The organism is Streptomyces sp. NPDC004788 (genome assembly GCF_053601115.1).
The window spans coordinates 14,759-37,834 of record NZ_JBSGBF010000053.1; the positions used below are offsets into that span (position 1 = coordinate 14,759).

The 23,076-nt window shown below is 73.9% G+C and carries 22 protein-coding genes; 8 read left to right on the forward strand and 14 right to left on the reverse strand.

What is annotated here, in order from left to right; translation table 11 throughout:
- Positions 1–3: 3 nt before the first annotated feature.
- Positions 4–1,449 carry a glyceraldehyde-3-phosphate dehydrogenase gene (locus ACWEJX_RS22665; protein ID WP_403790176.1) on the forward strand — a complete coding sequence of 482 codons (1,446 nt, stop codon included), beginning with the start codon at positions 4–6 and terminating at the stop codon, positions 1,447–1,449.
- On the opposite strand, the gene ACWEJX_RS22670 is transcribed toward ACWEJX_RS22665, so the two are convergent.
- Together ACWEJX_RS22670 and ACWEJX_RS22675 are read right to left on the reverse strand one after the other, a co-directional pair.
- Positions 1,385–2,833, reverse strand: a complete 1,449-nt coding sequence (locus ACWEJX_RS22670; protein WP_451609231.1) for an MFS transporter — start codon at positions 2,831–2,833, stop codon at positions 1,385–1,387. The genes ACWEJX_RS22665 and ACWEJX_RS22670 overlap by 65 nt on opposite strands.
- Before the next feature lie 69 nt (positions 2,834–2,902).
- Positions 2,903–3,241 (reverse strand): ArsR/SmtB family transcription factor, encoded by a 339-nt coding sequence (locus ACWEJX_RS22675; protein WP_451609232.1) that lies wholly within the window; start codon positions 3,239–3,241, stop codon positions 2,903–2,905.
- 105 nt (positions 3,242–3,346) lie between these two features.
- Here ACWEJX_RS22675 and ACWEJX_RS22680 point away from each other — a divergent pair, with 105 nt between their 5' ends.
- Positions 3,347–3,802, forward strand: coding sequence for a tellurite resistance TerB family protein (locus ACWEJX_RS22680; protein WP_403789429.1), 456 nt, complete (start codon positions 3,347–3,349; stop codon positions 3,800–3,802).
- Between the two features lie 9 nt (positions 3,803–3,811).
- Here ACWEJX_RS22680 and ACWEJX_RS22685 read toward each other — a convergent pair whose 3' ends face one another.
- Positions 3,812–4,837: a M48 family metalloprotease gene (locus tag ACWEJX_RS22685; protein WP_451609233.1), complete on the reverse strand. Its 1,026-nt coding sequence runs from the start codon at positions 4,835–4,837 to the stop codon at positions 3,812–3,814.
- Between the two features lie 5 nt (positions 4,838–4,842).
- Positions 4,843–5,283, reverse strand: a complete 441-nt coding sequence (locus tag ACWEJX_RS22690; protein WP_451609234.1) for a BlaI/MecI/CopY family transcriptional regulator — start codon at positions 5,281–5,283, stop codon at positions 4,843–4,845.
- Between the two features lie 141 nt (positions 5,284–5,424).
- Between ACWEJX_RS22690 and ACWEJX_RS22695 the strand changes: the two genes are divergently transcribed.
- Positions 5,425–5,814, forward strand: a complete 390-nt coding sequence (locus tag ACWEJX_RS22695; RefSeq protein WP_451609235.1) for a MaoC/PaaZ C-terminal domain-containing protein — start codon at positions 5,425–5,427, stop codon at positions 5,812–5,814.
- 110 nt (positions 5,815–5,924) lie between these two features.
- Here the strand turns inward: ACWEJX_RS22695 and ACWEJX_RS22700 are convergent, their stop codons facing one another.
- Both ACWEJX_RS22700 and ACWEJX_RS22705 read right to left on the reverse strand, forming a co-directional pair.
- Entirely contained in the window at positions 5,925–7,031 is a 1,107-nt protein-coding gene (locus tag ACWEJX_RS22700; protein ID WP_451609236.1) for a LysR family transcriptional regulator, read from the reverse strand.
- Between the two features lie 148 nt (positions 7,032–7,179).
- Positions 7,180–7,728 (reverse strand): carboxymuconolactone decarboxylase family protein, encoded by a 549-nt coding sequence (locus ACWEJX_RS22705; protein ID WP_451609237.1) that lies wholly within the window; start codon positions 7,726–7,728, stop codon positions 7,180–7,182.
- Positions 7,729–7,858: 130 nt separating this feature from the next.
- Here ACWEJX_RS22705 and ACWEJX_RS22710 point away from each other — a divergent pair, with 130 nt between their 5' ends.
- Positions 7,859–8,440, forward strand: coding sequence for a TetR/AcrR family transcriptional regulator (locus tag ACWEJX_RS22710; RefSeq protein ID WP_451609238.1), 582 nt, complete (start codon positions 7,859–7,861; stop codon positions 8,438–8,440).
- A 205-nt stretch (positions 8,441–8,645) separates the two neighbouring features.
- On the opposite strand, the gene ACWEJX_RS22715 is transcribed toward ACWEJX_RS22710, so the two are convergent.
- The 7 genes from ACWEJX_RS22715 to ACWEJX_RS22745 all read right to left on the reverse strand — a co-directional run bounded on the left by ACWEJX_RS22715 (position 8,646) and on the right by ACWEJX_RS22745 (position 17,909).
- Positions 8,646–10,385: an acyl-CoA synthetase gene (locus ACWEJX_RS22715; RefSeq protein WP_451609239.1), complete on the reverse strand. Its 1,740-nt coding sequence runs from the start codon at positions 10,383–10,385 to the stop codon at positions 8,646–8,648.
- Positions 10,382–13,627 (reverse strand): FAD/NAD(P)-binding protein, encoded by a 3,246-nt coding sequence (locus ACWEJX_RS22720; protein ID WP_451609240.1) that lies wholly within the window; start codon positions 13,625–13,627, stop codon positions 10,382–10,384. The genes ACWEJX_RS22715 and ACWEJX_RS22720 overlap by 4 nt, the downstream gene beginning before the upstream one ends.
- The gene (locus ACWEJX_RS22725) at positions 13,624–14,097 is read right to left on the reverse strand and encodes a cobalamin B12-binding domain-containing protein (RefSeq protein ID WP_451609241.1); all 474 of its coding nucleotides are present in this window, start codon (positions 14,095–14,097) and stop codon (positions 13,624–13,626) included. The genes ACWEJX_RS22720 and ACWEJX_RS22725 overlap by 4 nt, the downstream gene beginning before the upstream one ends.
- 294 nt (positions 14,098–14,391) lie before the next feature.
- On the reverse strand, positions 14,392–14,817 hold the full coding sequence (locus tag ACWEJX_RS22730) for a cupin domain-containing protein (RefSeq protein ID WP_451609242.1): 426 nt from the start codon (positions 14,815–14,817) through the stop codon (positions 14,392–14,394).
- Entirely contained in the window at positions 14,810–15,745 is a 936-nt protein-coding gene (locus ACWEJX_RS22735; RefSeq protein ID WP_451609243.1) for a sulfurtransferase, read from the reverse strand. The genes ACWEJX_RS22730 and ACWEJX_RS22735 overlap by 8 nt, the downstream gene beginning before the upstream one ends.
- A gap of 5 nt (positions 15,746–15,750) precedes the next feature.
- Positions 15,751–16,338 carry an HPP family protein gene (locus ACWEJX_RS22740; protein WP_451609244.1) on the reverse strand — a complete coding sequence of 196 codons (588 nt, stop codon included), beginning with the start codon at positions 16,336–16,338 and terminating at the stop codon, positions 15,751–15,753.
- 11 nt (positions 16,339–16,349) lie between these two features.
- A complete protein-coding gene (locus ACWEJX_RS22745; RefSeq protein WP_451609245.1) occupies positions 16,350–17,909 on the reverse strand; it encodes a vanadium-dependent haloperoxidase in 1,560 nt (519 codons plus the stop codon).
- 739 nt (positions 17,910–18,648) lie between these two features.
- Here ACWEJX_RS22745 and ACWEJX_RS22750 point away from each other — a divergent pair.
- On the forward strand, positions 18,649–19,140 hold the full coding sequence (locus ACWEJX_RS22750; protein ID WP_451609246.1) for a hypothetical protein: 492 nt from the start codon (positions 18,649–18,651) through the stop codon (positions 19,138–19,140).
- Between the two features lie 57 nt (positions 19,141–19,197).
- On the opposite strand, the gene ACWEJX_RS22755 is transcribed toward ACWEJX_RS22750, so the two are convergent.
- Positions 19,198–19,986, reverse strand: a complete 789-nt coding sequence (locus ACWEJX_RS22755) for a hypothetical protein (RefSeq protein WP_451609247.1) — start codon at positions 19,984–19,986, stop codon at positions 19,198–19,200.
- 99 nt (positions 19,987–20,085) lie between these two features.
- Here ACWEJX_RS22755 and ACWEJX_RS22760 point away from each other — a divergent pair, with 99 nt between their 5' ends.
- Genes ACWEJX_RS22760 through ACWEJX_RS22770 form a run of 3 tightly spaced genes read left to right on the forward strand, consistent with a single transcriptional unit; the run spans position 20,086 to position 23,041 of the window.
- Positions 20,086–21,237, forward strand: a complete 1,152-nt coding sequence (locus tag ACWEJX_RS22760) for an acyl-CoA dehydrogenase family protein (protein WP_451609248.1) — start codon at positions 20,086–20,088, stop codon at positions 21,235–21,237.
- Positions 21,238–21,265: 28 nt separating this feature from the next.
- Complete coding sequence (locus ACWEJX_RS22765) at positions 21,266–22,051, forward strand: electron transfer flavoprotein subunit beta/FixA family protein (RefSeq protein WP_403801616.1); 786 nt, start codon at positions 21,266–21,268, stop codon at positions 22,049–22,051.
- Positions 22,052–22,084: 33 nt separating this feature from the next.
- Positions 22,085–23,041, forward strand: coding sequence for an electron transfer flavoprotein subunit alpha/FixB family protein (locus ACWEJX_RS22770; protein ID WP_451609249.1), 957 nt, complete (start codon positions 22,085–22,087; stop codon positions 23,039–23,041).
- The last annotated feature ends 35 nt before the right edge of the window (positions 23,042–23,076 follow it).

Genomic DNA, 23,076 nt, shown 5'->3' on the forward strand with positions numbered 1-23,076 from the left:
TCTGTGACTGTCAACGAGGACTCGTTCACAAACTGGAAGAACCGCGAGGAGATCGCGGAGTCCATGATTCCGATCATCGGGAAGCTGCACCGGGAGCAGGACGTCACCGTCCTCCTGCACAGCCGCTCCCTGGTGAACAAGTCGGTGGTGAGCATTCTCAAGACCCACCGATTCGCCCGCCAGATCGACGGCGAGGAGCTGTCGGTCACCGAGACCATGCCGTTCCTGCAGGCGCTCACCACCCTCGACCTGGGCCCCTCCCAGATCGACATCGGCATGCTGGCCGCCGACTACAAGACGGACGACCGCGGTCTGTCGGTGGCGGACTTCACCGCCCAGGCCGTCGCGGGCGCCACCGGCGCCAACAAGATCGAGCGCGGCGAGGGCCGTGACGTCGTCCTGTACGGCTTCGGCCGCATCGGCCGGCTCGTCGCCCGCCTGCTCATCGAGAAGGCCGGCTCTGGCAACGGCCTGCGCCTGCGCGCCATCGTCGTCCGCGGCGGCGGCGACCAGGACCTGGTGAAGCGCGCCTCGCTGCTGCGCCGCGACTCGATCCACGGCCAGTTCCAGGGCACGATCACGGTCGACGAGGCGAACAGCTCGATCGTCGCCAACGGCAACACGATCCGCGTGATCTACGCCAACGACCCGTCCGAGGTCGACTACACGGCGTACGGCATCGACAACGCCATCCTGATCGACAACACCGGCAAGTGGCGCGACCGCGAGGGCCTGTCGAAGCACCTGCGTCCGGGCATCGACAAGGTCGTCCTGACCGCCCCGGGCAAGGGCGACGTCCCGAACATCGTGCACGGTGTCAACCACGACACGATCAAGCCGGACGAGCGCGTCCTGTCCTGCGCCTCCTGCACCACCAACGCGATCGTCCCGCCGCTCAAGGCCATGGACGACGAGTACGGCGTGCTGCGCGGTCACGTGGAGACCGTCCACTCGTTCACGAACGACCAGAACCTGCTGGACAACTACCACAAGGCGGACCGTCGCGGCCGCTCGGCGCCGCTCAACATGGTCATCACGGAGACGGGTGCCGCCTCCGCCGTGGCCAAGGCGCTGCCCGACCTGAAGGCGCCGATCACCGGCAGCTCGATCCGCGTCCCCGTCCCGGACGTCTCGATCGCCATCCTGAGCCTGCGCCTGGGCCGCGAGACCACCCGCGACGAGGTCCTCGAGTACCTCCGTGACGTCTCGCTGCACTCGCCGCTGAAGCGCCAGATCGACTTCACCACGGCTCCCGACGCGGTCTCCATGGACTTCGTCGGCTCGCGCCACGCGTCGATCGTGGACGCCGGCGCGACCAAGGTCGACGGCGACAACGCGATCCTGTACCTGTGGTACGACAACGAGTTCGGCTACTCGTGCCAGGTCATCCGGGTCGTCCAGCACGTCTCGGGCGTCGAGTACCCGACCTTCCCGGCCCCGGCGGTCTGAACCGCCCGGACCTGAGGACACCGACCGGACGGCGGTGGGGCCCTGCCCCGCCGCCGTCCGGCGTTTCCGGCCACCGGTGGTGGAGCGCGTCGATGTGGAAGACGTGTGCGTGCGCCCCGGCCCCGGCGAGGTGCGGATGGCCGGCGGGCAGTTCGGGGTGGGTGTGCGGCAGCGCCGCCGGGTCGGTACGGGGCCAGAGCCGGGCGGCGGCGAGCGCGGCGAGCAGCCCGAGACCGCCGAGGACCGCCGCCGGGAGGACCGGGCCGGCGCCGCGCGAGACGAGCCGGCCGGCCAGCGGATACGTGAACAGCCAGCAGGCGTGCGAGAGCGAGAAACGGGCGGCGAAGGCGGCCGGGAGGTCCGCTGGGTCGGCCGAGCGGCGCAGCAGCCGGCCGCTCGGGGTGAGCACCGCCGAGGTCGCCGCCCCGGCGAGTACCCACGCGCCGAGCAGCCCGGCCCAGGCCGCGGCGCCGCGCCCCAGGGTGAGCGCGAGGGCGAGCGCGCCGAGCACCGCGGGCAGGGCGAACGCCCCGGTCAGCATCACGCGCCGCTCGTCGAGCCGGTCGAGCAGCCGGGGCAGCAGGAGCGCGACGCCCATCGAGCCCGCGCCGTACGCGCCGAGCGCGAGCGGCACGTCGCCCGCCGGGCGGCCGAGCGTGACCCGGACCAGGGTGACCGTGCCGACCAGGACCAGGGCGCCGGCCGCGGCCACCGCGAGATCGAGGGCGAGCAGGGCGCGCAGCCGTGGGGTGGCGAACATCAGCCGGGCGCCGAGCAGCACCCGGGAGCCGCGCCGCTCCTCGGGTCCGCGGGCGGGCTTCGGCAGGCGCAGCGTGAGGACGAGCAGCGCGGAGGCGAGGAAGCCTGCGGAGGTGCCGCTGAACAGCCAGGGGTACGGGACGAGGGCGAGCAGCGCGGCGGCGAGGGCCGGTGAGGCGAGGCTCTCCAGGTCGTAGGCGAGCCGGGAGAGCGAGAGGGCCTCGGTGTAGGCGCGTTCGCCGGGCAGCACGTCGGGAACCGTGGCCTGGAAGGCGGGCGTGAAGGTGGCGGAGGCGGCCTGGAGCAGCAGCACGAGGCCGTAGATCTGCCAGACCTCGGTGACGAACGGCAGCGAGAGGGCGATGCCCGCGCGCAGCAGGTCGAGCGAGACGAGCAGGGTGCGCCGTGGCAGCCGGGCGGCGAGGACTCCGGCGAGCGGGGCGAAGGCCACGTACGCGACCATCTTGAGCGCGAGCGCGGTGCCGAGGACGGCGGAGGCGTCCGCGCCCGCGAGGTCGTACGCGAGCAGCGACAGGGCGACGGTGGCGAGGCCCGTGCCGACGAGGGCGACGACCTGGGCCGCGAACAGGCGCCGGAAGGCGGGGGTGCGCAGCACGGAGAGCACGCTTCCACGGTAGCGGATGCGTGCATGGTTGCGCACATGTTGACGTGAGGTTCCGCGGACCCGGCCGCCTCAGTCGTGCCAGGGCTCGCCGCTCACCTCGTGGTCGGCGCGGTTGATCGCCTCGACGACGAGCCGCTTGAGGTGCCCGTCGGGCATCGCGTACACGACCCGCCGGCCGTCCTTGCGGGACTGGACGAGACCGCCGATCCGCAGCTTGGCCAGATGCTGGCTGACGGCGGGGCGCGCGGCGCCGCACGCCTCGGTCAGGGCGGTCACGTCGGCCTCCCCCTTGGTGAGCAGCCACACGAGCTGAAGGCGGGTGGGGTCGGCGAGCAGCGCGAAGACGGCGGCGGCGGCCGCGAGTTCACGGGCCCCGGGGGTCCGCTCATGCGTTTGGGGTTCCGGCACCTCCTCATCGTAGGCAGCGGCGCGGAGGACCGGGGAACTCCCGGTCACCCTGCCACGTTCTACAGACACGTAGAAGTTGATCGACGACGTCAGGAGTACACCGACATGGCCCTGTGGGACCGCATCAAGGAATCCGCGGCATCGATGCAGACCCAGCTGCTCGCGACCAAGAACGACCTGAAGAGCGGCGCCTTCCGCGACGCGAGCATGGCGATGTGCGCGCTCGTCGCGGCGGCCGACGGCACCGTCGACGCCTCCGAGCGCCGCCGGGTCGCCCAGCTCATCGCGACCAACGAGGTGTTGCAGAACTTCGACGCGGCGGATCTGCAGCGCCGCTTCGACGCCAATCTGGACAAGCTGGCCGCCGACTTCGACTTCGGCAAGGTCAGCGTGCTCCAGGAGATCGCCAAGGCGAAGAAGAAGCCGGCCGAGGCCCGTGCCGTCGTCCAGATCGGCATCGTCATCGGCGGCGCCGACGGCGACTTCGACAAGACCGAGCAGGGCGTGGTGCGCGAGGCGTGCTTCGCGCTCGACCTGCCGCCGCACGAGTTCGACCTGTAGGAGCCGGAGCTAGACGAGCGGCGTGGCGGCGTGCAGGACGAGGAGGAGGGTGACGGCCGAGTTCGCCGAGGAGAGCGCCGAGACGGTCGCGCCCGCCGCCGCGCCCCACACCGCGAGGCCCACCGCCGTGGACAGCGGCGGCCAGGCGAGGCCGGGTTCGGCGGGCTCGGGGCCGAGCAGGGCGGCGACCCGGCGCGGCACCGGGCCCGCTCCCCCGCCCGTGCTCCCGCCGGACACGTGGGCCAGGGCGGCGGCGGCCGGTGCGGGCGCCGCGATCAGCGCAGCCCGGCCGATCGCGCGGGCGACCGTGCGACGGCTGCCGACGGCGCCGGCCGCCTCCTCGTCGGCCCAGCGCTCGGCGGTGTAGGAGACGGCGGTGCGCAGCGGGCGCAGGAACGGGTTGGCACGGGCGGCGAGTTCCACCGCGAGCAGATGGCGGTGGTGACGGCCGGTCAGATGGGCCCGCTCGTGCGCGAAGAGCGCCCGCCGTTCGGCGGGGCCGAGCACGGCCAGCATCCCGCTGCTGACCACGACCCGGTCCACGACCCGGTCGCGCCGGACACGCCGGACACGCCGGTCATGGCTGCCGCCGAGTCGGCGGCGGCGCCGGCCGGGCAGGGCGTAGGCGTACGGGGTGGGGTCGGGCAGCACCGCGACCGGCCGCCCGCCCGGCAGCCCGGCGAGGGCCCGCTCGGCGCGGCGGCGCACCCGCAGATGGCGGGCGACGGCGTGCAGACAGGCGAGCACGACGGCGCCGAGGGCCGGGATGGCGGCACGCCCGGCGATCCCGTCGTACGGGACCGCCGCCCGCACCTCGGGGTCGGACCAGCCGTCGGGCAGCGGGTTGCCGGGGAGCTGCGCGGTGCCGACGACCATGAGCAGGGCGAGGCAGAGCGTGCTGCAGAGCGCGAGTACGACGGCGAAGCCCGTGAGCAGCCGGGTGGCGGCGCGCGGGTGCAGCCGGTGCTCGGCGAGCCGGGCGACGGGCCAGGCGCTGAGCGGGAGCAGCAGCGGAAGGAAGACGAAGACTCCCATGACCGCTAGTCTCCGCCCTCCCTCCGGCGGTCCGTTCTCGCTTCGGCCGCCGCTTCGGCATCGTCGGCGAGGAGTTCACGCAGCAGTCGCTCGTCGCCCGGCGAGAGGGCGGTGACGAAGCTGGCGAGGACGGCCTCGCGGTCGGCCTCGGCGTCCAGGACCTTGCGCATGCGCAGCGCGGCGAGTCCGGCCTCGTCGGCGACGGCGGTCCAGACGAAGGAGCGTCCGGCGCGTTCGCGGGCGACGGCGCCCTTGCCGTGCAGCCGGGTGAGGATGGTGATGACGGTGGTGTAGGCGAGGTCGCCGCCGAGGCCCTCCTGGACCCAGACCACGGGCACGGGGCCGGGCGCGTCCTTCAGTACGGCGAGCACCTGGGCCTCCAGTTCGCCCTGGCCGCGCCTGCGCGGGGCGGACTCCGTCCCGTCCGAGCCGCTTCGAACCGTCACGCCGCCGTCCTCTCCCGTCCGGCCCCCATCGTACTCACCGACCCGCGCCGGGCCTCGGCTGAGCAAGCGCTTGGTTGCGGTGCTCACAGGGGCGCTGCGAGACTGACGGCCTCATGTCCGACGCTCACCTGGAGGAGCGAAGTGTCAGAGTCACACGCCGTCGGCCTGAAAGTCGGTCAGGTGCTGCGCGAGCGGCGGACCATCACGGACGCGGACGTCGCCGCCTTCGCCGAGCTCAGCGGGGACCACGGCCGGCACCATCTGCCCGACCAGGGGCGGGTGATGGCCCACGGGCTGCTCACCGCGTCGCTCGCCACGAAGATCGGCGGGCGGCTCGACTTCATCGCGCGCCGGATGGCCTGGGAGTTCCTGCGGCCGGTCTGGTCGGGTGACACGATCACGGCGGAGGTGACCGTCCGGGCGATGAGCGAGGTCCGCGCGGGCACGGGCCTGGAGCTCGACATCGAGATCAGCAACCAGGACGGGGAGCCGGTGCTGCGCGGCGAGAGCACCGGCATCATCCGGCACTGAACGGTGAGCAGAAAGGTGCCACGGCACTTCCGCCGCCTCGTGGGCCCGGTCGGGGGTGTGGGTCCGGGGAGGTCACGGATGTGCCGTGGCACCGGTTCAGGGGGTGGCGGTCAGCCCGCGAGGCGCGGGTTCGCCGCCACGACGGGAGCCACGGGGGTCACAGGGGTCACGGGCGCCACCGGGGTCACGGGCGCTGCAGGGGCCACAGGAGCCACCGCGGCCGACGGGGCTCCGGAGGGCGCGGGAGCCGCGGGGGCCGTGCACTCGGTGTCGAGCCGTGGGACGACGCAGGCCAGGGCGGTGGCCTGACGGAGGGTCTCGGCCAGGTTCTCCCAGTCGAGCGCCGGCCGGTCGTCGGTGCGCGCCGAGATCATGCAGGCGTTCCAGCGCATCCGGGGGACGCCGGGCAGCGGGCGCAGTCCGGTGGCCTCGTTCGGGGAGGCGGCCAGGGCCATCGGGAGCATCGCGCAGCCGAGCCCGGACTGGGCGGCGGCGCGGACCCCGGCCATGGAGCCGAGTTCGTGGATCTCGGGCGGCGCCTCGGAGCGCAGCCGGAGGAATTCCGGCAGCCAGCGCTGTGAGGGACAGTCGGGGTCGGCGATGACGACCTGACGGCCGACGGACGTGCCGCCGAGCCGCGAGCCACCGGTGACGGGCACGAACTCGACTTCCTGGAGCCGGGTTTCGGTGAGGTCGTCGGGGCGTTCGGCGCGTGGCTGCTCGGCCGCGGTCCCGGTCGCGCCGGACGGGTCGTCGGCGTCGGCGACGGTGAGCACGAGGGCGCCGTCGATGGTGCCGGCCCGGAAGGCGTCGTGGATCTCGCCGGTGCCCATGACGCGCAGGGCGAGCTGGACGCCGGAGAGCAGCCGGCGGCCGATGTGGGTGAGGCGGGCGAGCTGCTGGCCGTAGGCGAGCGCGGGCACGATGCCGACGGTCATCCGCGGCGGGTTGGCGGCGGGCCGCCGCAGGGTGACCTCCAACTCCCCGACGAGCGTGAGGATCTGGCGGGCGTAGTCGCACAGGACGATGCCGGTGCGGGTGAGCCGTACGCCGCTGGGAAGCCGTTCGAAGACGGGCTCCCCCACCTGCCGTTCCAGGGCGCGCATCTGCGCCGTGACGCTGGACTGCGAGTACCCGAGGCGGCGGGCCGCCTGGGTGAAGGACCCCGTGAGGGTCACTTCACGGAAGGTTCTCAGGGTTCTTGCGTCGATGTCCACGTGTTCAACCCCCTTGCCGCCCCCCGGCGGCGGATGGCACTGGACGGCAGGTCACACCGCCCGAATCGATCGCCCCAGTCGGTCGTAGCACCACAGGGGTGCCGGACGCTGCGTCGCTTCCGGCACCCCTGCTCGGCCGCGGAGGACTCTACTCGGCGAGCTGGGCCGGGACCAACGGAAAGTCCAGATCCGGCTGCGCAACGTGATTGAAGAAGTTCGACAGCACGTTGAGCGCCACGTGGCCGACGATCTCGGCCAGTTCGGCGTCCGTGACGCCGGCGGCGCGGGCGTCGGCGAGGGCGGCGTCGGTGACGCGGCCGCCGCTCTCCATGATGGCGCCGGTGATGCGCAGGACCTGGTCCATGTGCGGGTCGCCGGCGTCCTGGCCCCGGCGGGTGGCGAGCAGTTCCTGCTCGCTCAGGCCGACCTTGCCGCCGCGCAGGGTGTGCGCGGAGACGCAGTACGTGCAGTCGTTGCGCTGCGCGATGTAGAGCGCGAGCTGCTCGCGCTGCCGGGCGCCGAAGCTGCCGCCGACCAGGGCGTCGCGCATGGCGAGGTAACCACGCAGGGCGGCCGGGCCGTTGGCGAGGGCGGCGTACAGGTTGGGCAGCTTGCCGAGCTGCTTGAGGGTGCCTTCGAGCAGCTCGCGCTGCTCCTCGTCGGCGGTCTCGACGGTCAGCTGGGTGAGGCGGGGCATGACGCTCTCCTTGAGCCGGATCAACATGGAACTGATCGGTACCATCCAGACGGTACCGATCGGTTCCGTCCCGCGCAACGGGAAGCGCCCACTCCATTCAGCATTTCGGCACCGAGTGGTACCGTTCGGTATGGCCACGAACGCGAAAGAACGGCTCCTCAGCGCCGCGGAGCGTCTTTTCTACGAAGAGGGCATCCGGGCCGTCGGCATCGAGCGCATCCTGTCCGAGTCCGGAGTGGGCCGCGCCTCCTTCTACCGGCACTTCCCCAGCAAGGACGACGTGGTCGTCGAGGTGCTGCGGCGCCGTGACGGCATGTGGCGGGCCTGGCTCGACGGCCGGATCGAGGCGAGCGAGCGCAGACCCGAGGAGCTGCCGCTCGCCCTCTTCGACGGACTCGCCGAGCGCTTCGCCGCCGCGGACTTCCGCGGCTGCGCCTTCATCAACACCATGGTCGAGACGGCCGATCCGGAGAGTCCGGCCCACCATGTGGCGGCCGAGCACAAGGAGAAGGTCATCGCCCGCCTCGACAGCCTCCTCACCGAGGGCGGCTACCGGGACCACGAGACCCTCGCCCGCCAGCTCGCCCTGCTCGGCGACGGCGCCATCGTCACGGCCCTGCGCGAGGGCACAACGGAGGCGGCGGTGCGCGCCCGCGCGGTGGCGACGGTGCTGCTCCGGTCCGCCGAACGCGACCCGGTGACGGCCGCCTGAAGCGTCCGGCACCCCCCCGCACGAACGAGGCGTCCCGCACCCTGCCCGTACCGAACGAGGCGTCCGGCGCCCTCTCGTACCGTACGAGGCGTCCGGGGCCCTCCCCGTACCGTACGAAGCGTCCGACACCCTCCCGTACCGTACGAAGCGGGCCCGGCCGACATGTCGTCGACCGGGCCCGCTCGTACGGTGCCACGAAGGGGCCTCAGGCGACCGCCCCGCCGCCCGGCCGCAGCGCGCCCCGCCGCACCTTGCCCGAGCGGGTCCGGGGCAGGCTCGGGACCAGGTCGACCCCGCGCGGCACGAAGACCGGGGCGAGCCGGCGGGCCGCCAGGTCGATCAACTCCTGGGCGAGCAGGCTCGGTTCATAGGCGCGGGCGGCCTCCACCACGGCGTACGGGGCCAGGCCGCCGCGCTCGTCCGGGCAGGGGATCACCGCCGCGTCGGCGACCGCCGGATGGGTGCGCAGGACCGCCTCGATCTCCATCGGCGAGACCCGGTGCCCGTGCGACTTGAAGACCTCGTCCAGCCGGCCCAGCAGCCGGATCGACCCGTCGGCGCACCGCTCGCCCCGGTCCCCGGTCCGGTAGAGACCGCCGGCGAAGGCCTCCTCCGTGCGGTCCGGCCGGTCGGCGTAGCCGCGCATCAGACCGGGCGGACGCTCCGTCAGGTCCACGCACACCTCGCCGGACTCACCGAGCTCCCCGGTCTCCGGGTCGCGCAGCACGATCCGGTAGCCGGGCAGCGGATGGCCGAGCGGGGAGTCGGCGGCCGGGGTGTCCGGGGCCCGGCCGATCAGGGCGGTGGCCTCGGTCTGGCCGTAGCCGTCCCGGACCCGCACGCCCCACGCCTGCTCGATCCGGTCCGTCACCTCGGCCGTCAGCGGCTCGCCGGCCGCCGTCGCCTCGCGCAGCCGTGGCGCGCCCCGGCCCCCGGTCACGTACGGCAGCATCGCCCGCCACGCGCTCGGCGGCGCGCACAGGCTGCTGATCCGCTGACCGGCGAGCACCCCGGGCAGCAGCGCCGCCGGGATGCCGCCGTCGGGCGGGGCGACGACCGTGGCGCCGGCCGTCCACGGGACGAACAAGCTGGACCAGGAGTGCTTGGCCCAGCCCGGCGCCGACAGGTTGAGGTGCCGGTCGCCCGGGCGCAGCCCGCTCCAGTACAGGCTGGACAGGTGCCCGACCCCGTATCCGGCGTGGGAGTGCTCGACCAGCTTCGGCAGCGAGGTGGTGCCCGAGGTGAAGTAGCAGAACGACGGATCGGCGGCGCGGCTCGGGCCGTCCGGGAGGTACGGGCGGCGCCGGGCCGCATCGCGGGTGTCGGGGTACGGGAGCCAGCCCGGCCGCTGTCCGGCGCCGGGCGCCATCCGCACCCCTGGCACCTCCAACCCGTCCAGCATGTCGCCGAGTTCGGGTGCGCAGACGACGTGCCGGATGGCGCCGCGGCCGATCCGGTCGGCGGCCTCGTCCCGGGTGAGGTCCTGGTAGCCGGGGACCACGACCGCGCCCAGCTTGATGCAGCCGAGCAGGGTCTCCCACAGCTCCACCCGGGTGCCGAGCAGGATCAGCACCCGGTCGCCCCGGGCCACCCCCGCCTCCGCAAGACCGACTGCCAACTCGTCGGATCGCGCGCCGAGTTCGGCGAAGGTGACCCGGTCGGCGACCGGGACCGTGCCGTCCGGGGCCGGGTGGCCGAGGATCTCCAGGGCGGTGCGCTCATTGCCCTCGGCGACCACGTCGAACCACTCCAGGGCCCAGTTGAAGTGCCCGGCCCGCGGCCACCGGAACGCGGCGGTGGCCGCCTCCCGGTCGCCGCGCAGCCGGAGCAGCAGGTCCCGCGCGGCCCGGTACTCCTCGTGGGCGGCGGTCCGCCGGTGCTCCGCGTACCCGGCCGGCCGCCGCTCCGGCACCGCGCCCGCCGCCCTCGTCCCGCGGCCCGTCATCCCGCCGCTCCGGCCAGCGCCCCGGCGATGGCGTCGGCGTCCCGCGTGAAGGAGCCCCAGGTGCCGGGCCGGCCGCTGCCGACCTGGGTGAACCACCGGGTGTGCTCGCTGGGGATGCCGATCACATGGACGGAGGTGTCCGGCGCACCGTCCGCGCCGACCACGTGGAACGGGGAGTCCGTGCAGTCGACCCCGCCGGTCATGAACTCGCCCGTCCCGTCGGCCGTGTTCGTGAACGGCCGGATCATCCCGTCGGCGACCATGCCCCGGATCAGCGGATCGCGGTCCGCGGTCACGTCGGTCGTCGGCTGCCGGGCGTCGAGCAGCACGTCGAGCGCCGTCCAGGAGTTCTCCACCTGCGCCGACTCCACCGTGAACCGGCCCTCGACCGGGTCCGTGCCGAACCGGGCGCCGGGGCCCACCGGTTCGAGCACCCCGGCCGCGAGCAGCGCCAGGAACTGCTCGGAGCGGGCGAGCGGCGGACCGGTCGACACCATCGCGGCCACCGGGCTGAACGCGCCGACGAACCAGCGGTGCGACTCGGGGGTGAGGCCGCCGAAGTCCACCAGGTCGCGGATGGTCTGCCGGACGTCCCGCAGCACGTCCGCCGCCGCCTTCACCGGGCCGTCCGCGTTCCCGAGCCGGGCGTCGCCCAGATCGGCCCGCAGCCACTCGGTGAGCACCTTCTGGAACTCGGCCGGCGAGCCGAACCTGCGGCCCTCGAACGGCCGGGCCATCGAGGTCAGTTCGGTCAGCGGCCGCGGATCCACCCGGTACCCCGCGGCGAGCCCGCGCAGCACGTCGAGGTCGGGCGCGAGCGCGAGCGCCTCCTCCGCCCGGCCGGTGAACTCGGCGGCCGCGTCCGGCCCGTGGACCTGCCGGATCCGGGTCGCCAGGAGCACCACGTTCACCTCGGCGAGCAGCCAGGGCAGCGCCGTCCGCTCGAAGTCGAGCGGGGCGTGCTCGGCGCGCAGCCGGGCCATCCGCGCGGGCGTGAACAGGACGGGCCGGTAGCGGTGTTCGGGCCCCTTCTGGTTGATCCCCCGGGTCAGCAGCGGCACGCCGGCGCGCGAGCCGGCGAGGATCCGCGGCTCCTTCCCGCTGGGCAGGTAGAGCAGCCCGTCCCCGCCCTCGGTGAACGCGCCGCCGCGCCCCAGGGTCAGCTCCGCGACGACGTCGTAGAAGGTCAGGCCCATCCCGATGACACCCACCCGGGCGCCGGCCGGGATGTCCGCGAGCGGCATCGCGTTGGCCGAGCCGCCCGTCACGTACCGCAGCGGCCGGGCCGCGGTCGTGTGCGTACGGGCGAAGCGCAGCCACTCCCGCTGCTGCCGGTCCGGCTCGTTGACCGGATGCCCGGTGGCGAGCACGATCCGGTCCACGGTGAGCACGTCGCCGCGGTCGAGCCGCAGCCGGTACGACTCCCCGGCCGCGCTCCGCTCGGCGCAGATCACCTTCGCCGGGACCCGGTGCACCGTGAGGCAGGGCGGCAGGGTCTCCTCGACGCGCTCCATCACGTACGACAGGTACCGCCCGTACACCACCCGCGGCGCGTACCCCTGCGGCTCGGCGTGCGCGGGGTCGTGCTCCGCCCACCACTCGCCCAGCGAGGGCCCCGCGCCCGGCCGGTGCGGCCCCTCGTCCGCCGGGCCGGAGAACATGGTGACCTCCTGCGCCGCGGTGTTCATCAGGAACCACGGCGACTGGTCGGTGCGCCAGATCCGTCCGGCCCCCGCCTCGTACGGATCGATCGCGTACACCTCCATCCGGCGCGCGGGCGGCCGTTCGGCGCACCGGGCGGCGAGCCGCTCCAGGACGGACAGGCCGCGCGGGCCCATGCCGACGAAGGCGATCCGCAGCGGCTCGGCGACCGGGTCGGCCAGGCACTTCGGTGTCCTGAGCGGCGCCGGCTCGGGCGGCGGGGCGGTCTCTGCGGCCAGGTCGTGCTCGCGGGCGACCCGGCCGAGCATCCCGGACAGCTGGCGCGAGGTCATCGGGGTGGTCCTCCGGCTGGTGGTGAGCAGCGGCAGCGACCCCAGATCGGTCCACTGGAGCCGCCCGTCCGGGGCGACCGCGGAACGGGCGTCGCCCCGGTTGTCCGGGTGCAGGCAGAACGGCACGTCGAGCAGCCCCCGGTCGAAGGCCTTGAGGATCGCCGCCCCCAGGTCGTCGGAGAGCGCCAGGACCGCGCCGACCAGGGCCCGGGCCTCGCCGAGGATCTCCTCGGTGTCGCCGGCCGGCGGGCCCGCGGCCCGCAGCCGGGTGCGCGCCGCCCGGGCCGCGTCGGCGGCCACGCCCAGCGCCGTCAGGTTCTCCGCGACCGTCGGGATGCGGTGCGCCTCCGTCTCGGTCTTCACGATCAGCCGCTGCGCCCCGCCGTGCACGGCGAGTTCGGCGCTGCGGCGCAGCAGCAGCCGGGCGCCGGGGACGGTGCGCGGATAGACCCCCATGTACGTGTAGAGCACGATGTGCCGGTCGACGCCGGCCGGGAGCAGCTCGTCGGCGAGCAGCCGCAGCGCGGCGAGGGCGCCCGCGTCCTGGGCGGCGTGGGTCTGCTGGGCGTACGACAGGGAGACGCTGGTCGCACCGTTCGCGGCGAAGAAGAGGCACTCCAGGACGGAGACCGCGACCAGCATCGACGGCGGGCACAGCTGGCCGAGCAGACAGCCGCCGAAGGACTCCAGGTGCGCCCGGCGGCCGTTCGCCCGGCTCTCCTCGGTGAGGAACTGCGTGGAGTCCCGCCAGGCGGCGACGGCTTCGGCGAGCGGGGTACGGCCGTAGGGCAGGCAGTACGAGACGGGGCCGCCCTCGCTGGCGGTGAGCCCGGCGGCCGCCATCGTCCGGAAGATGGCCATCGGGTCGGCCGAGCCGTGCCGGACCTGCACCGGCGTGCGGCGCCCGGCGGCCGCGGCCACCCGGGCGGCGGTCTTCGGGCCGTGGCTGACGATCGGGAAGCCGTTGAGCGGCCGGCCCGTGCGCAGGGCGGCGGTGGCGGCGGCGTGGTCGCCGACGCGGGTGTAGCTGTCGATGGTGAGCGTCGAGACGGTCCGCTCCGGGAGCGCGGCGACGGCCGCGACACCGGCGGCCATGGCCTCCGGGGACACCATGCCCATCCGGGGCTGCACGACGAGCTCACCGGCCGCGGCGGACTCCTGGACGAACGCGCCGAGGTCGCCGGGCGGAGCCTGGGAGAGGGGTTGCGGGGACGAGTGCGGGAGCGGAGGCGGTCCGGAAGGGGTCATGCCGCGGCCCGCCCGGTACACGCGCCTCTCGCCGCGGCCCGTTCGCCGAGCCGGCCGAGGTGCGTGAGGAGCGCGGTGGGCGCCGTGCCGTCCGCGTACACCTCGTCGTACCCGGCGGCCAGCAGCTCCGCGCGCCGCTCCTCGGCCCCGTCCGGCGAGATGCCGAGGAGGCCGCCGATCACCATCGGGATCCCCTGCGTGTCCTCGTCCGCGCGCAGCGCGCGGGCGGCCCGCAGTCCGTCCTGGTGCCCGTGTCCGTTGACGGACGACAGCACGACGAGGTCGGGGCTGGTCATCCGCGCGGTGTCGACGAGCAGCCGCTCGGGCACGCACGGCCCCAGGTTGAGCACCGAGTGCCCGTGCTCCTCCAGGAAGAGCTGGAGGTGCACCAGATTCCACGTGTGCGCGTCGGACGAACCGGTGGTGAGCAGGACCCGGCGGGAGGGCTCGGGACTGTGCATGCGTTGCATGGCGTGTCTCCAGTGACGGTGCGGATGCGTATACGGATGCGACAAGGGGGGAGCCGCCCGTGGGCGGTGGCGCGGGAAGGGCGCGACGGTCGGTCGCGGACCGGCGGGGCGGTGGTGGCGCGGCCGGTGAGGGGGCCGGGCGACGGCCGGCGGCGGTGCGCACACGAGGCGCGGAAAAAAGGGGCGCGGAAGAGCGGGCGCGGAAGAGCGGGCGCGCGCCTGGAGCTCGTCCACCCGCACGGCAGGCGGTACGGGCCGGGGGGTGGGGCCCGGCAGGAGGCCGGGCCCCGGGCGTCAGGCGGCGGGCGCGCCCGCGCCCACGCCTGTCGTGATCTCGCCCGCGACGGGCGTGCGTGCGGCGGCCGGGCGGGCACGGACGGCGAGGACGGTGCAGCCGGTGGCGCTGGACATCTGGTGGCGGGTGCCGGGCTCCTCGACGACGAGGTCGCCGCGGTGGAAGCGGCGCCCGTCGCTGTGGTCGAGGGTGCCGTCGAGGACGAGCATCAGCTCGTGGCCCAGGTGCTCGTGGAAGTCGCCGTGCGCGCCCGGCGGGAAGCGGAGCAGGAGGGACGCGGAGTCCTCCTCGCCCGCGTGGCCGGGACCCCACAGGACGACGAACTCGACGCCCTCGCGCCCTGGTTCGGTCCACGGCACCCAGGGCAGCTCGGTCTGCTCGAAGCCGTCGCGCAGGACATCGCGGTAGATGGTGACGTCAGGCACGTGCGGTGACCTCCGATGCGGCGGCGGCGCGCTGGGGAACGACGGACGGGATGGGGTCGGGGCCCCACTGCTGCGGGCCCTTGACGATGGGCGCGCCGATCAGGGAGCCGAACTCCCGCCACGCGCCGTCGTAGTTGCGCACGTCCTTCATGCCGAGCAGCTCGTGCAGCACGAACCAGCTGTGTGCGGAGCGCCAGCCGACCCGGCAGTAGACGACGGTGGCGACGTCCGTGCGCAGCCCGCCGTACGCGGCCCTGAGTTCGTCGTCGTCGCGGAAGGTGCCGTCGGCGTGGACGGCGGTGTGCCAGGGGATGTGCTCGGCGGACAGCGCGTGGCCGCAGCGGACGCCGATGTCGTCGGGGACGCCGGGCGGGGTGTTGGTGTGCCCGAGGTACTCCTCGATCGACCGTACGTCGAGCAGCGTGCGCCGCCCGATGTGGTCGAGCAGGTCGTCGCGGCGGGCCCGGACGGACTCGTCGGCGCCGGCCGGCACGGGGTACTCGGTCGCGGCCCGCCGGGGCGCCTCGGTGGTGAGCTCCCCGCCGATCGCCTCCCAGCGGGCGCGCCCGCCGTCGAGGAGGCGCAGTTCCCGGTGCCCGTACAGGCGGAACTGCCAATAGCCGGCCGCCGCCCACCAGTTGTTGTTGCCGCTGTAGAAGACGACGGTGTCGTCGGGCGAGATGCCGTGCCGGCCGAGGAGGGCGGCGAAGGCCTCGGGGCCGATGAGGTCCCGGCGTACCGGATCCTGGAGGTCGCCGCTCCAGTCGAGGCGTACGGCTCCGGGGATGCGGCCGGCCCGGCCGCCGCCGTCGTTGCCGCCGTCGGTGATCTCGACGAGGACCATGCGGCCCCGGTCCTCGGCGTCCTCGGGGTGCGCGAGGTGGGCCTGGATCCGGTCGGTGCTGACGAGCAGGGAGTCGCGGTTCATCGGGTTCACCACCAGTACGTCGGGTATTTGGCGATCGCACCGGCCTTGGAGGCGACCAGGCCGACCAGGACGAGCAGCACGCTGCCGATCGCGAGCAGGACGAGGAACGGGACGGGCGCCGGGTGCTGGAGCACCACGACGGCGGCGGTGGCGGCGGCCGGGGCGTGGATCGCGCGCAGCAGCAGCATCAGTCCGACGGAGAGGCCGGCGGCGACGGCCGCGACCCACAGGTTGTGGCCGGCGAGCGCGGCCGCGGCGAGGCCGAGGACGGCGGAGCCGAGCTGGCCGAGGACCACGTTGCGGGGCTGGGCGGGCGGCAGTGCCGGGGTGCTGCAGATGATCATCGCGGTCGCGGCGAGCGGGGCGATGAAGAGCAGCTGGCCGGTGGCCTGGCCGAGCGCCACGAGGACGACCAGGGACACGAGGGTGGCGAGCGTGCCGAGCAGCGCCGGCTTGGCACCGGGGAAGGGCGGGGCGCCACTGCCGCGCTTGCGCGCGGCGGACTGCGCGGCGGCCTGCCCGGCGGCCTGTGGCGCCCCGGCCTGCGGCGCGTTCTGCGCCGGAGACGGGGTCTGGGTGGTCTGGTTGCTCACGGCTTGTCTCCTCAGTGCGCGCCGTTGAAGTAACACATGGCCTTGCGGTACACGACCTGGCCGATCTGGTGGCCCATCTCGATCCCGGGCTCGTTGTCGAAGCTCCAGTGCATGCCGCCGTACACCCGGGAGATGCCGGCCTGGTGGGCGGCCTCGGTGAAGGTGGGCCAGGTGAGCACGACGTCGTCGTGCGGGGTGAGGCCGGGCTCGACGGTCGAGGTGCCGGCCCGGAAGCGGAAGGAGTCGCCGAAGGCGTCGGTGCCGGTGAAGCGGCGCAGGAACTCGGCGGCGGCGCCGGAGAAGGTGCTGTGGCCCGAGACGGTCGCGGGGAACGGCGGCACGGCGACGTACGCCTGCCAGTCGACGCCGTCGCGCGTGACGGTGCCGTTGCCCGGGCCGCCCCAGGCGCGGACCTGCCGGCCGCGCTGGTCGTACGGGATCAGGGTGGACGGGCGCGCGAAGTCGTACTGCGCCTTGACCGCCCAGGAGCCGATGGCGGCGTCGCACTCGGCCATGTTGAGGCCGAAGAACAGCTTGGCGTCCTCGTCGATGCCGTAGCCGTCGCGGGCCGAGACGAAGCGGCCCCACATCTGCTGGGCGCCGGGCGGGGTGACGTCGTCGTTGAGCCAGAACTCGGCGATGCACTTCTGCTCGTCCGTCAGACCGGCGCTGATGTCGAGGGCCTCCTCGATGGCGGCGGTCATCCGGACGGAGGGGTACGCGGGCGGCGCGGCGACCGTGAACTGGTCGGGGCTGCTGAGCGCGAACGGCTGCATCACCGCGAACTGCGGCGTGAGGTACTTCTGGGTCTTGCCGCCGACGATCAGCGGGCTCCAGTGCTCGGGCGCGACGACGATCGACGGGTCGAAGGCGCCGGCGGTCTGCGGCGGGTTCTTCGGCTGGTAGCCGGTGGTGTCGGAGTACGCGGGGGTGCCGAGCTGGTTGGCGCCGTCGGCGTGCCGGTAGTCGAGGACGGCCTGGGCGGTGCGCCGGCCGATCCAGGCGGGGCTGTAGCGGCGCGGGCCGGTGAGCTCGGGGTCGTAGCCGAGGCTGCTCAGCATCGAGTCGATGGCGACCTTGTACTCGGGGTAGAGGTCGAGCAGCGCGAGGTGGGCGGCGTAGCTGACGGCCTCGTTCTTGTTGTCGAGGGTGCGCTCGCCGCGGGGGCGGCGCAGGGCGCCGCCGAAGCGGGTGCCGGAGGCGACGCGGTCGTAACAGGCCCAGGCGTCGTAGATGCAGTTGTGGACGACGGCGAGGGCGCGGGCGTTGACCGTCGCGGGGCCGAAGCGGTTTCCGGCGGTGTGGTAGCGGCCGAGTATGGCGTCCATGGTGGCCTGGTTCCAGCGGACCACGACGCTCGGTTCGGCGACGGCTCCGGGGGCGCGGCGGCCGGTGCGGGTCTCCGCCTCGAAGCGGGTGAGCGGGGTGGACGCCCAGGCCGTGCCGCCGCCGGCGGTGACGAGCGCGAAGGCGCCGGCCGCGGCGGCGGAGGCGGTGAGCACCCGCCGCCGGGTGAGCGGCGTGACGGCCGCGGGGGTGGTCGGGGCGGGGGACACGGGTCGCAGAGACATCCCTGGTTTCCTTCGCGTGCGGTGCGGGGCAGGAGTGGGTCGCGGATCAGACAGAAGCTCGAACTGTCCCCAGGCTGGCGAGATTTGATCGCGCGGGGCAACGGCCTATCGGCTTCCTTCATCGGAGGCATGCAAGGAAGCGATGGGCATCGCCGTGACCCCGGCGAGTGGCTAGCGTGATGCGCAACCAGGCGCTGCCGGTCGCCCGGCGAGCGGGTACGCCGTGCCGTGAGGGGACGGCACCCGGTCCCGGCCCCCGGAGCGGCGGCACGCGCCGGGGGCCGTGCCGTGACCGCCCCCGGACGCGGCCGCACATACGGGCCCGGCGCCGCACCGGCGTCCAGGTCGTTACGTACAGGCCCGCACGCCGCACCGGCGTCCAGGTCGTTACGTAGAGGCCGGCGCCGCACCGGCGTCCAGGTCGTAGGTACAGCCCGGACGCCGCACCGGTGTACAGGGCCGTACGTGCAGGCCCGGCGCCGCACCGGCGTGCGGGCCCTCCGTACGTCGTTTCTACGGCCTCGCGCCGTAGCGGCGCACGGGTCGCGCGAAGGCCGGTCCGGCGCCGGACCGGCGTACCGCCGCAGCGCCACCGTGTCACCCGGTCACCCCGGCCACCCCCGGCCGCCCCGTTTCGGGCGGACGCCGCGGGCCGCCGGCCGCCGGACCGCTCCGCCCGGGCGCGCGTCCGGGCCGCACCCCTCGTCCGATCCGCACCGATCCGTTTGGAGTGGCCGCCATGACCGTTTCCTCGCCCCTGCGCCCGTCCCGTACGCCCGTCCCGCCCGCACCGCGGCCCGCCGTCGGCGCCGGCCTCTTCGACCGGCTGGCCCCGCGCCTGCACCGCTGCGGCCTGCTCGGGCTGCGCTGGGGCCTGGGCGGGGTGTTCGTCTGGTTCGGCGTCCTGAAGGTGATCGGCCGGAGCCCGGCCGCGCAGCTGGTCGTCGACGTGATCCCGTTCGACACGGGCGGCTGGTTCGTCCCGGCGCTCGGCTGGATCGAGGTCGTCTTCGGCGTCTGGCTGATATCCGCCCGGGCCCGCGCGGCCCTGTTCCCGCTCCTGGCCGGCCACCTCCTCGGGACCTTCTCGGTCCTCGTCCTCACCCCGCACGCCGCCTTCGACCACGCCGACCCGCTGCTCCTGACGATGATCGGCGAGTTCGTGGTGAAGAACCTGGTCCTGCTCGCCGCCGCGGTCGTGGTCACGACCCAGCCCCGCCCCACGCCCTGACCCGCCCGCGCTCCGCCGCACTCCCCCGCACGTCCGCGCGCCGCGACCTGACGGATGTCAGGCCGCGGCGTTCCAGTCCCGGGGCAGCGGCGCCGCGCACACCGCGCACACGTACTCCTCGTCGCGTACGAGGTTGAGCGCCGCGCAGGCGGGCCCGGCGCAACGCCGGAAGACCACCGCGTGGGTGAAGCAGCCGGGGTGCGCGAGCCCGGCCGCCTCGAGCGCCGCGGCCACCGACGGCCAGCACTCGGGGTCCGGGGCGTACCCGGTCGACAGGTTGCTGACCTCGACGGCGCTCCAGTCCCCGGCCGCGTCCCGCGCCCAGCTGATCTCCCCCGCCGCCCGGACCTCGCCGCGCCCGGCGCAGGCGACGTGCTCGGAGCGCCGGGGCGCCAGTCGCAGCAGACCGTCGGTGTCGACGACGTAGGTGAAGGGCTCGGCCAGGTCGGCCGCGGTCTGCTCGGCGGCCCAGGCCCGCAGGTCGGCGGTGGTGGTGACGACCCGCCCGACCGGGCTGTCCGCGGCGGCGCGCCAGAGCTCGCGCGGGCCGGCGTACCCGTAGTGGCGCGGCCCCGCGGTCGCGATCACGAGACGGGGCCGGAGGCTCCTCACCCCCGGCCCGGCGAGCCAGACGCGTACGGCGTGCGGCGGGTCGACGAACTCCAGGTGCGGCCGCAGCGGCCTGGCGAGGCGCTCGACGGTGAGGTCGCCGCCGTCGAAGCGGTCCCCCGGGCGCACCACGCCCCCGACACACCGCGCGACGCAGCGTGTCCCGTCCGGTCCGTTCTCCTCGATCTCATGGATCTGGAGCCGGCCCGGCTCCTCGGCGTCCCCCCTGTGGTCCATGTCGGCACCCTAACCACTAGCATCGTGGCACTGAGTGTGTTTTGCTGAGGGTACTCAGTGCCAAACTGCCACAAGCATCGCTAGGGGAGCCGAGACACCATGGCCAAGGACTTCGACCTGTATCGCCTGTCGGAGGAGCACGAGATGCTCCGGGAGACGGTCCGCTCGCTGGCGGAGGCGAAGATCGCGCCCTTCGCCGCCGCGGTGGACGAGGAGGCCAGGTTCCCCCAGGAGGCCCTGGACGCGCTGGTCGCGGCCGACCTGCACGCCGTGCACGTGCCCGAGACCTACGGCGGCGCGGGCGCGGACGCGCTGGCGACCGTGCTGGTGATCGAGGAGGTCGCCCGCGCCTGCGTCTCCTCCTCCCTGATCCCGGCCGTCAACAAGCTCGGCTCGCTGCCGGTGATCCTGTCGGGCTCGGAGGAGCTCAAGCACAAGTACCTCGCCCCGCTCGCCAAGGGCGACGCGATGTTCTCCTACTGCCTGTCCGAGCCCGACGCGGGCTCCGACGCGGCCGGCATGAAGACCCGCGCGGTGCGCGACGGCGACTTCTGGGTCCTCAACGGCGTGAAGCGGTGGATCACCAACGCCGGCGTGTCGGAGTACTACACCGTGATGGCCGTCACCGACCCCGACAAGCGCTCCAAGGGCATCTCCGCCTTCGTCGTGGAGAAGTCCGACGAGGGCGTGTCCTTCGGCGCGCCGGAGAAGAAGCTCGGCATCAAGGGCTCCCCGACCCGCGAGGTCTACCTCGACAACGTCCGCATCCCCGCCGACCGCATGATCGGCGCCGAGGGCACCGGCTTCGCCACCGCCATGAAGACCCTCGACCACACCCGCATCACCATCGCCGCCCAGGCCCTCGGCGTCGCCCAGGGCGCCCTCGACTACGCCAAGGGCTACGTCCAGGAGCGCAAGCAGTTCGGCAAGCCCATCGCCGACTTCCAGGGCGTGCAGTTCATGCTCGCCGACATGGCCATGAAGCTCGAAGCCGCCCGCCAGCTCACCTACGCCGCGGCCGCCAAGAGCGAGCGCGTCGACGGCGACCTGACCTTCTTCGGCGCCGCCGCCAAGTGCTACGCCTCCGACATCGCCATGGAGGTCACCACCGACGCCGTCCAGCTCCTCGGCGGCTACGGCTACACCCGCGACTACCCCGTCGAGCGCATGATGCGCGACGCCAAGATCACCCAGATCTACGAAGGCACCAACCAGGTCCAGCGCATCGTCATGGCCCGCAACCTCCCGTAACCCCCTCTTCGTCGAAAGGAGACAGGCCGTGACCCTGAAGATCGCTGTCTGTGTGAAGTACGTTCCCGACGCGTCCGGCGACCGCGGTTTCGCCGACGACCTGACCACCGACCGCGAGGCCGTGGACGGCCTCCTCTCGGAGCTCGACGAGTACGCGGTCGAGCAGGCCCTCCGGATCTCCGAGGAGGCGGACGACGCCGAGGTCACCGTCATCACGGTCGGCCCGGACGACGCCACCGACGCGCTGCGCAAGGCGCTGTCGATGGGCGCCGACAAGGCCGTGCACGTCAACGACGAGGACATCCACGGCACCGATGTCATGGGCACCTCGGCGATTCTCGCCAAGGCCCTGGAGAAGACCGGCTTCGACCTGGTCGTCTGCGGCATGGCGTCGACGGACGGCACCATGGGCGTGCTGCCGGCGCTGCTCGCCGAGCGGCTGAACGTGCCGCAGGTGACGCTGCTCTCCGAGGTCTCCGTCGAGGACGGCACGGTGAAGGGCCGCCGCGACGGCGACGCCGCCAGCGAGCAGCTGGAGGCCCCGCTGCCGGCCGTCGTGTCGGTCACCGACCAGTCCGGCGAGGCCCGTTACCCCTCCTTCAAGGGGATCATGGCCGCCAAGAAGAAGCCGGTCGAGGAGCTGGACCTGGACGACCTCGGCATCGACGCCGACACGGTCGGCCTCGGCGGTTCCTGGACCCTGGTCGACTCGGCCACCGCCCGTCCGGCCCGCACCAAGGGCACGATCGTCACGGACGAGGGCGACGGCGGCAAGCAGCTCGCCGCCTTCCTGTCCGAGCAGAAGTTCATCTGACCCACCGTCACCACCCCTCAGGAGCAAGGAATCATGGCTGAGATCCTGGTTCTCGTGGACCACGCCGACGGTGCGGTCCGCAAGCCGGCCCTCGAACTGCTCACGCTGGCCCGCCGGATCGGCGAGCCCTCGGCGGTCGTCCTCGGCGCCGGCGAGGCCGCGGCCTCGATCGCCGCGACGGCCGGCGAGTACGGCGCGGCCACCGTGTACGTCGCGGACGGCGCCGAGTTCGCCGAGCAGCTCGTCGTGCCGAAGGTCGACGCGCTCACCCAGATCGCCAAGGACAAGGGCGTCGCCGCCGTCCTGGTGACCTCGTCCGGCGAGGGCAAGGAGGTCGCGGCGCGCGTGGCGCTGCGCCTGGAGTCCGGTCTGATCACGGACGCGGTGGAGCTGGAGGCCGGCGAGAACGGCCCGGTCGCCACCCAGTCGGTGTTCGCCGCCTCGTACCAGGTGAAGTCGACCGTCTCGCACGGCGTGCCGGTCATCACCGTCAAGCCGAACTCGGCCGCCCCCGAGGCCGCGCCGGCCGCCGGCGCCGTCGAGAACGTCTCGGTCGCCTTCACCGGCAACGCCGCCAAGGTCGTCTCGCGCACCGCGCGGGTCGCCACCGGCCGTCCGGAGCTGACCGAGTCGGCGATCGTGGTCTCGGGCGGCCGCGGCGTCGGCGCGGCCGAGGGCTTCGCGGTCGTCGAGAAGCTGGCCGACTCGCTCGGCGCGGCCGTCGGCGCCTCCCGCGCCGCGGTGGACGCGGGCTGGTACCCGCACTCCAACCAGGTGGGCCAGACCGGCAAGCAGGTCTCCCCGCAGCTGTACATCGCGGCGGGCATCTCCGGCGCGATCCAGCACCGGGCCGGCATGCAGACGTCGAAGACGATCGTCGCGGTCAACAAGGACGCGGAGGCCCCGATCTTCGACCTGGTCGACTACGGCGTCGTCGGCGACCTGTTCGCGGTGCTGCCGCAGCTGACGGACGAGATCGGCGCCCGCTGATCGGAAGCGGCGAAAGGGGCGGGTGGCACTCTGTG

Bases quoted from the DNA above. Each gene is read 5' to 3' on its own strand.
- ACWEJX_RS22750 (WP_451609246.1), top strand. From the start codon at position 18,649: ATGACCGTTTCCTCGCCCCTGCGCCCGTCCCGTACGCCCGTCCCGCCC.
- ACWEJX_RS22705 (WP_451609237.1), bottom strand. From the start codon at position 7,728: ATGCCCCGCCTCACCCAGCTGACCGTCGAGACCGCCGACGAGGAGCAG.
- ACWEJX_RS22755 (WP_451609247.1), bottom strand. From the start codon at position 19,986: ATGGACCACAGGGGGGACGCCGAGGAGCCGGGCCGGCTCCAGATCCAT.
- ACWEJX_RS22685 (WP_451609233.1), bottom strand. From the start codon at position 4,837: ATGGGAGTCTTCGTCTTCCTTCCGCTGCTGCTCCCGCTCAGCGCCTGG.
- ACWEJX_RS22725 (WP_451609241.1), bottom strand. From the start codon at position 14,097: ATGCAACGCATGCACAGTCCCGAGCCCTCCCGCCGGGTCCTGCTCACC.
- ACWEJX_RS22715 (WP_451609239.1), bottom strand. From the start codon at position 10,385: ATGACGGGCCGCGGGACGAGGGCGGCGGGCGCGGTGCCGGAGCGGCGG.
- ACWEJX_RS22680 (WP_403789429.1), top strand. From the start codon at position 3,347: ATGGCCCTGTGGGACCGCATCAAGGAATCCGCGGCATCGATGCAGACC.
- ACWEJX_RS22720 (WP_451609240.1), bottom strand. From the start codon at position 13,627: ATGACCCCTTCCGGACCGCCTCCGCTCCCGCACTCGTCCCCGCAACCC.
- ACWEJX_RS22735 (WP_451609243.1), bottom strand. From the start codon at position 15,745: ATGAACCGCGACTCCCTGCTCGTCAGCACCGACCGGATCCAGGCCCAC.
- ACWEJX_RS22760 (WP_451609248.1), top strand. From the start codon at position 20,086: ATGGCCAAGGACTTCGACCTGTATCGCCTGTCGGAGGAGCACGAGATG.
- ACWEJX_RS22745 (WP_451609245.1), bottom strand. From the start codon at position 17,909: ATGTCTCTGCGACCCGTGTCCCCCGCCCCGACCACCCCCGCGGCCGTC.
- ACWEJX_RS22770 (WP_451609249.1), top strand. From the start codon at position 22,085: ATGGCTGAGATCCTGGTTCTCGTGGACCACGCCGACGGTGCGGTCCGC.
- ACWEJX_RS22710 (WP_451609238.1), top strand. From the start codon at position 7,859: ATGGCCACGAACGCGAAAGAACGGCTCCTCAGCGCCGCGGAGCGTCTT.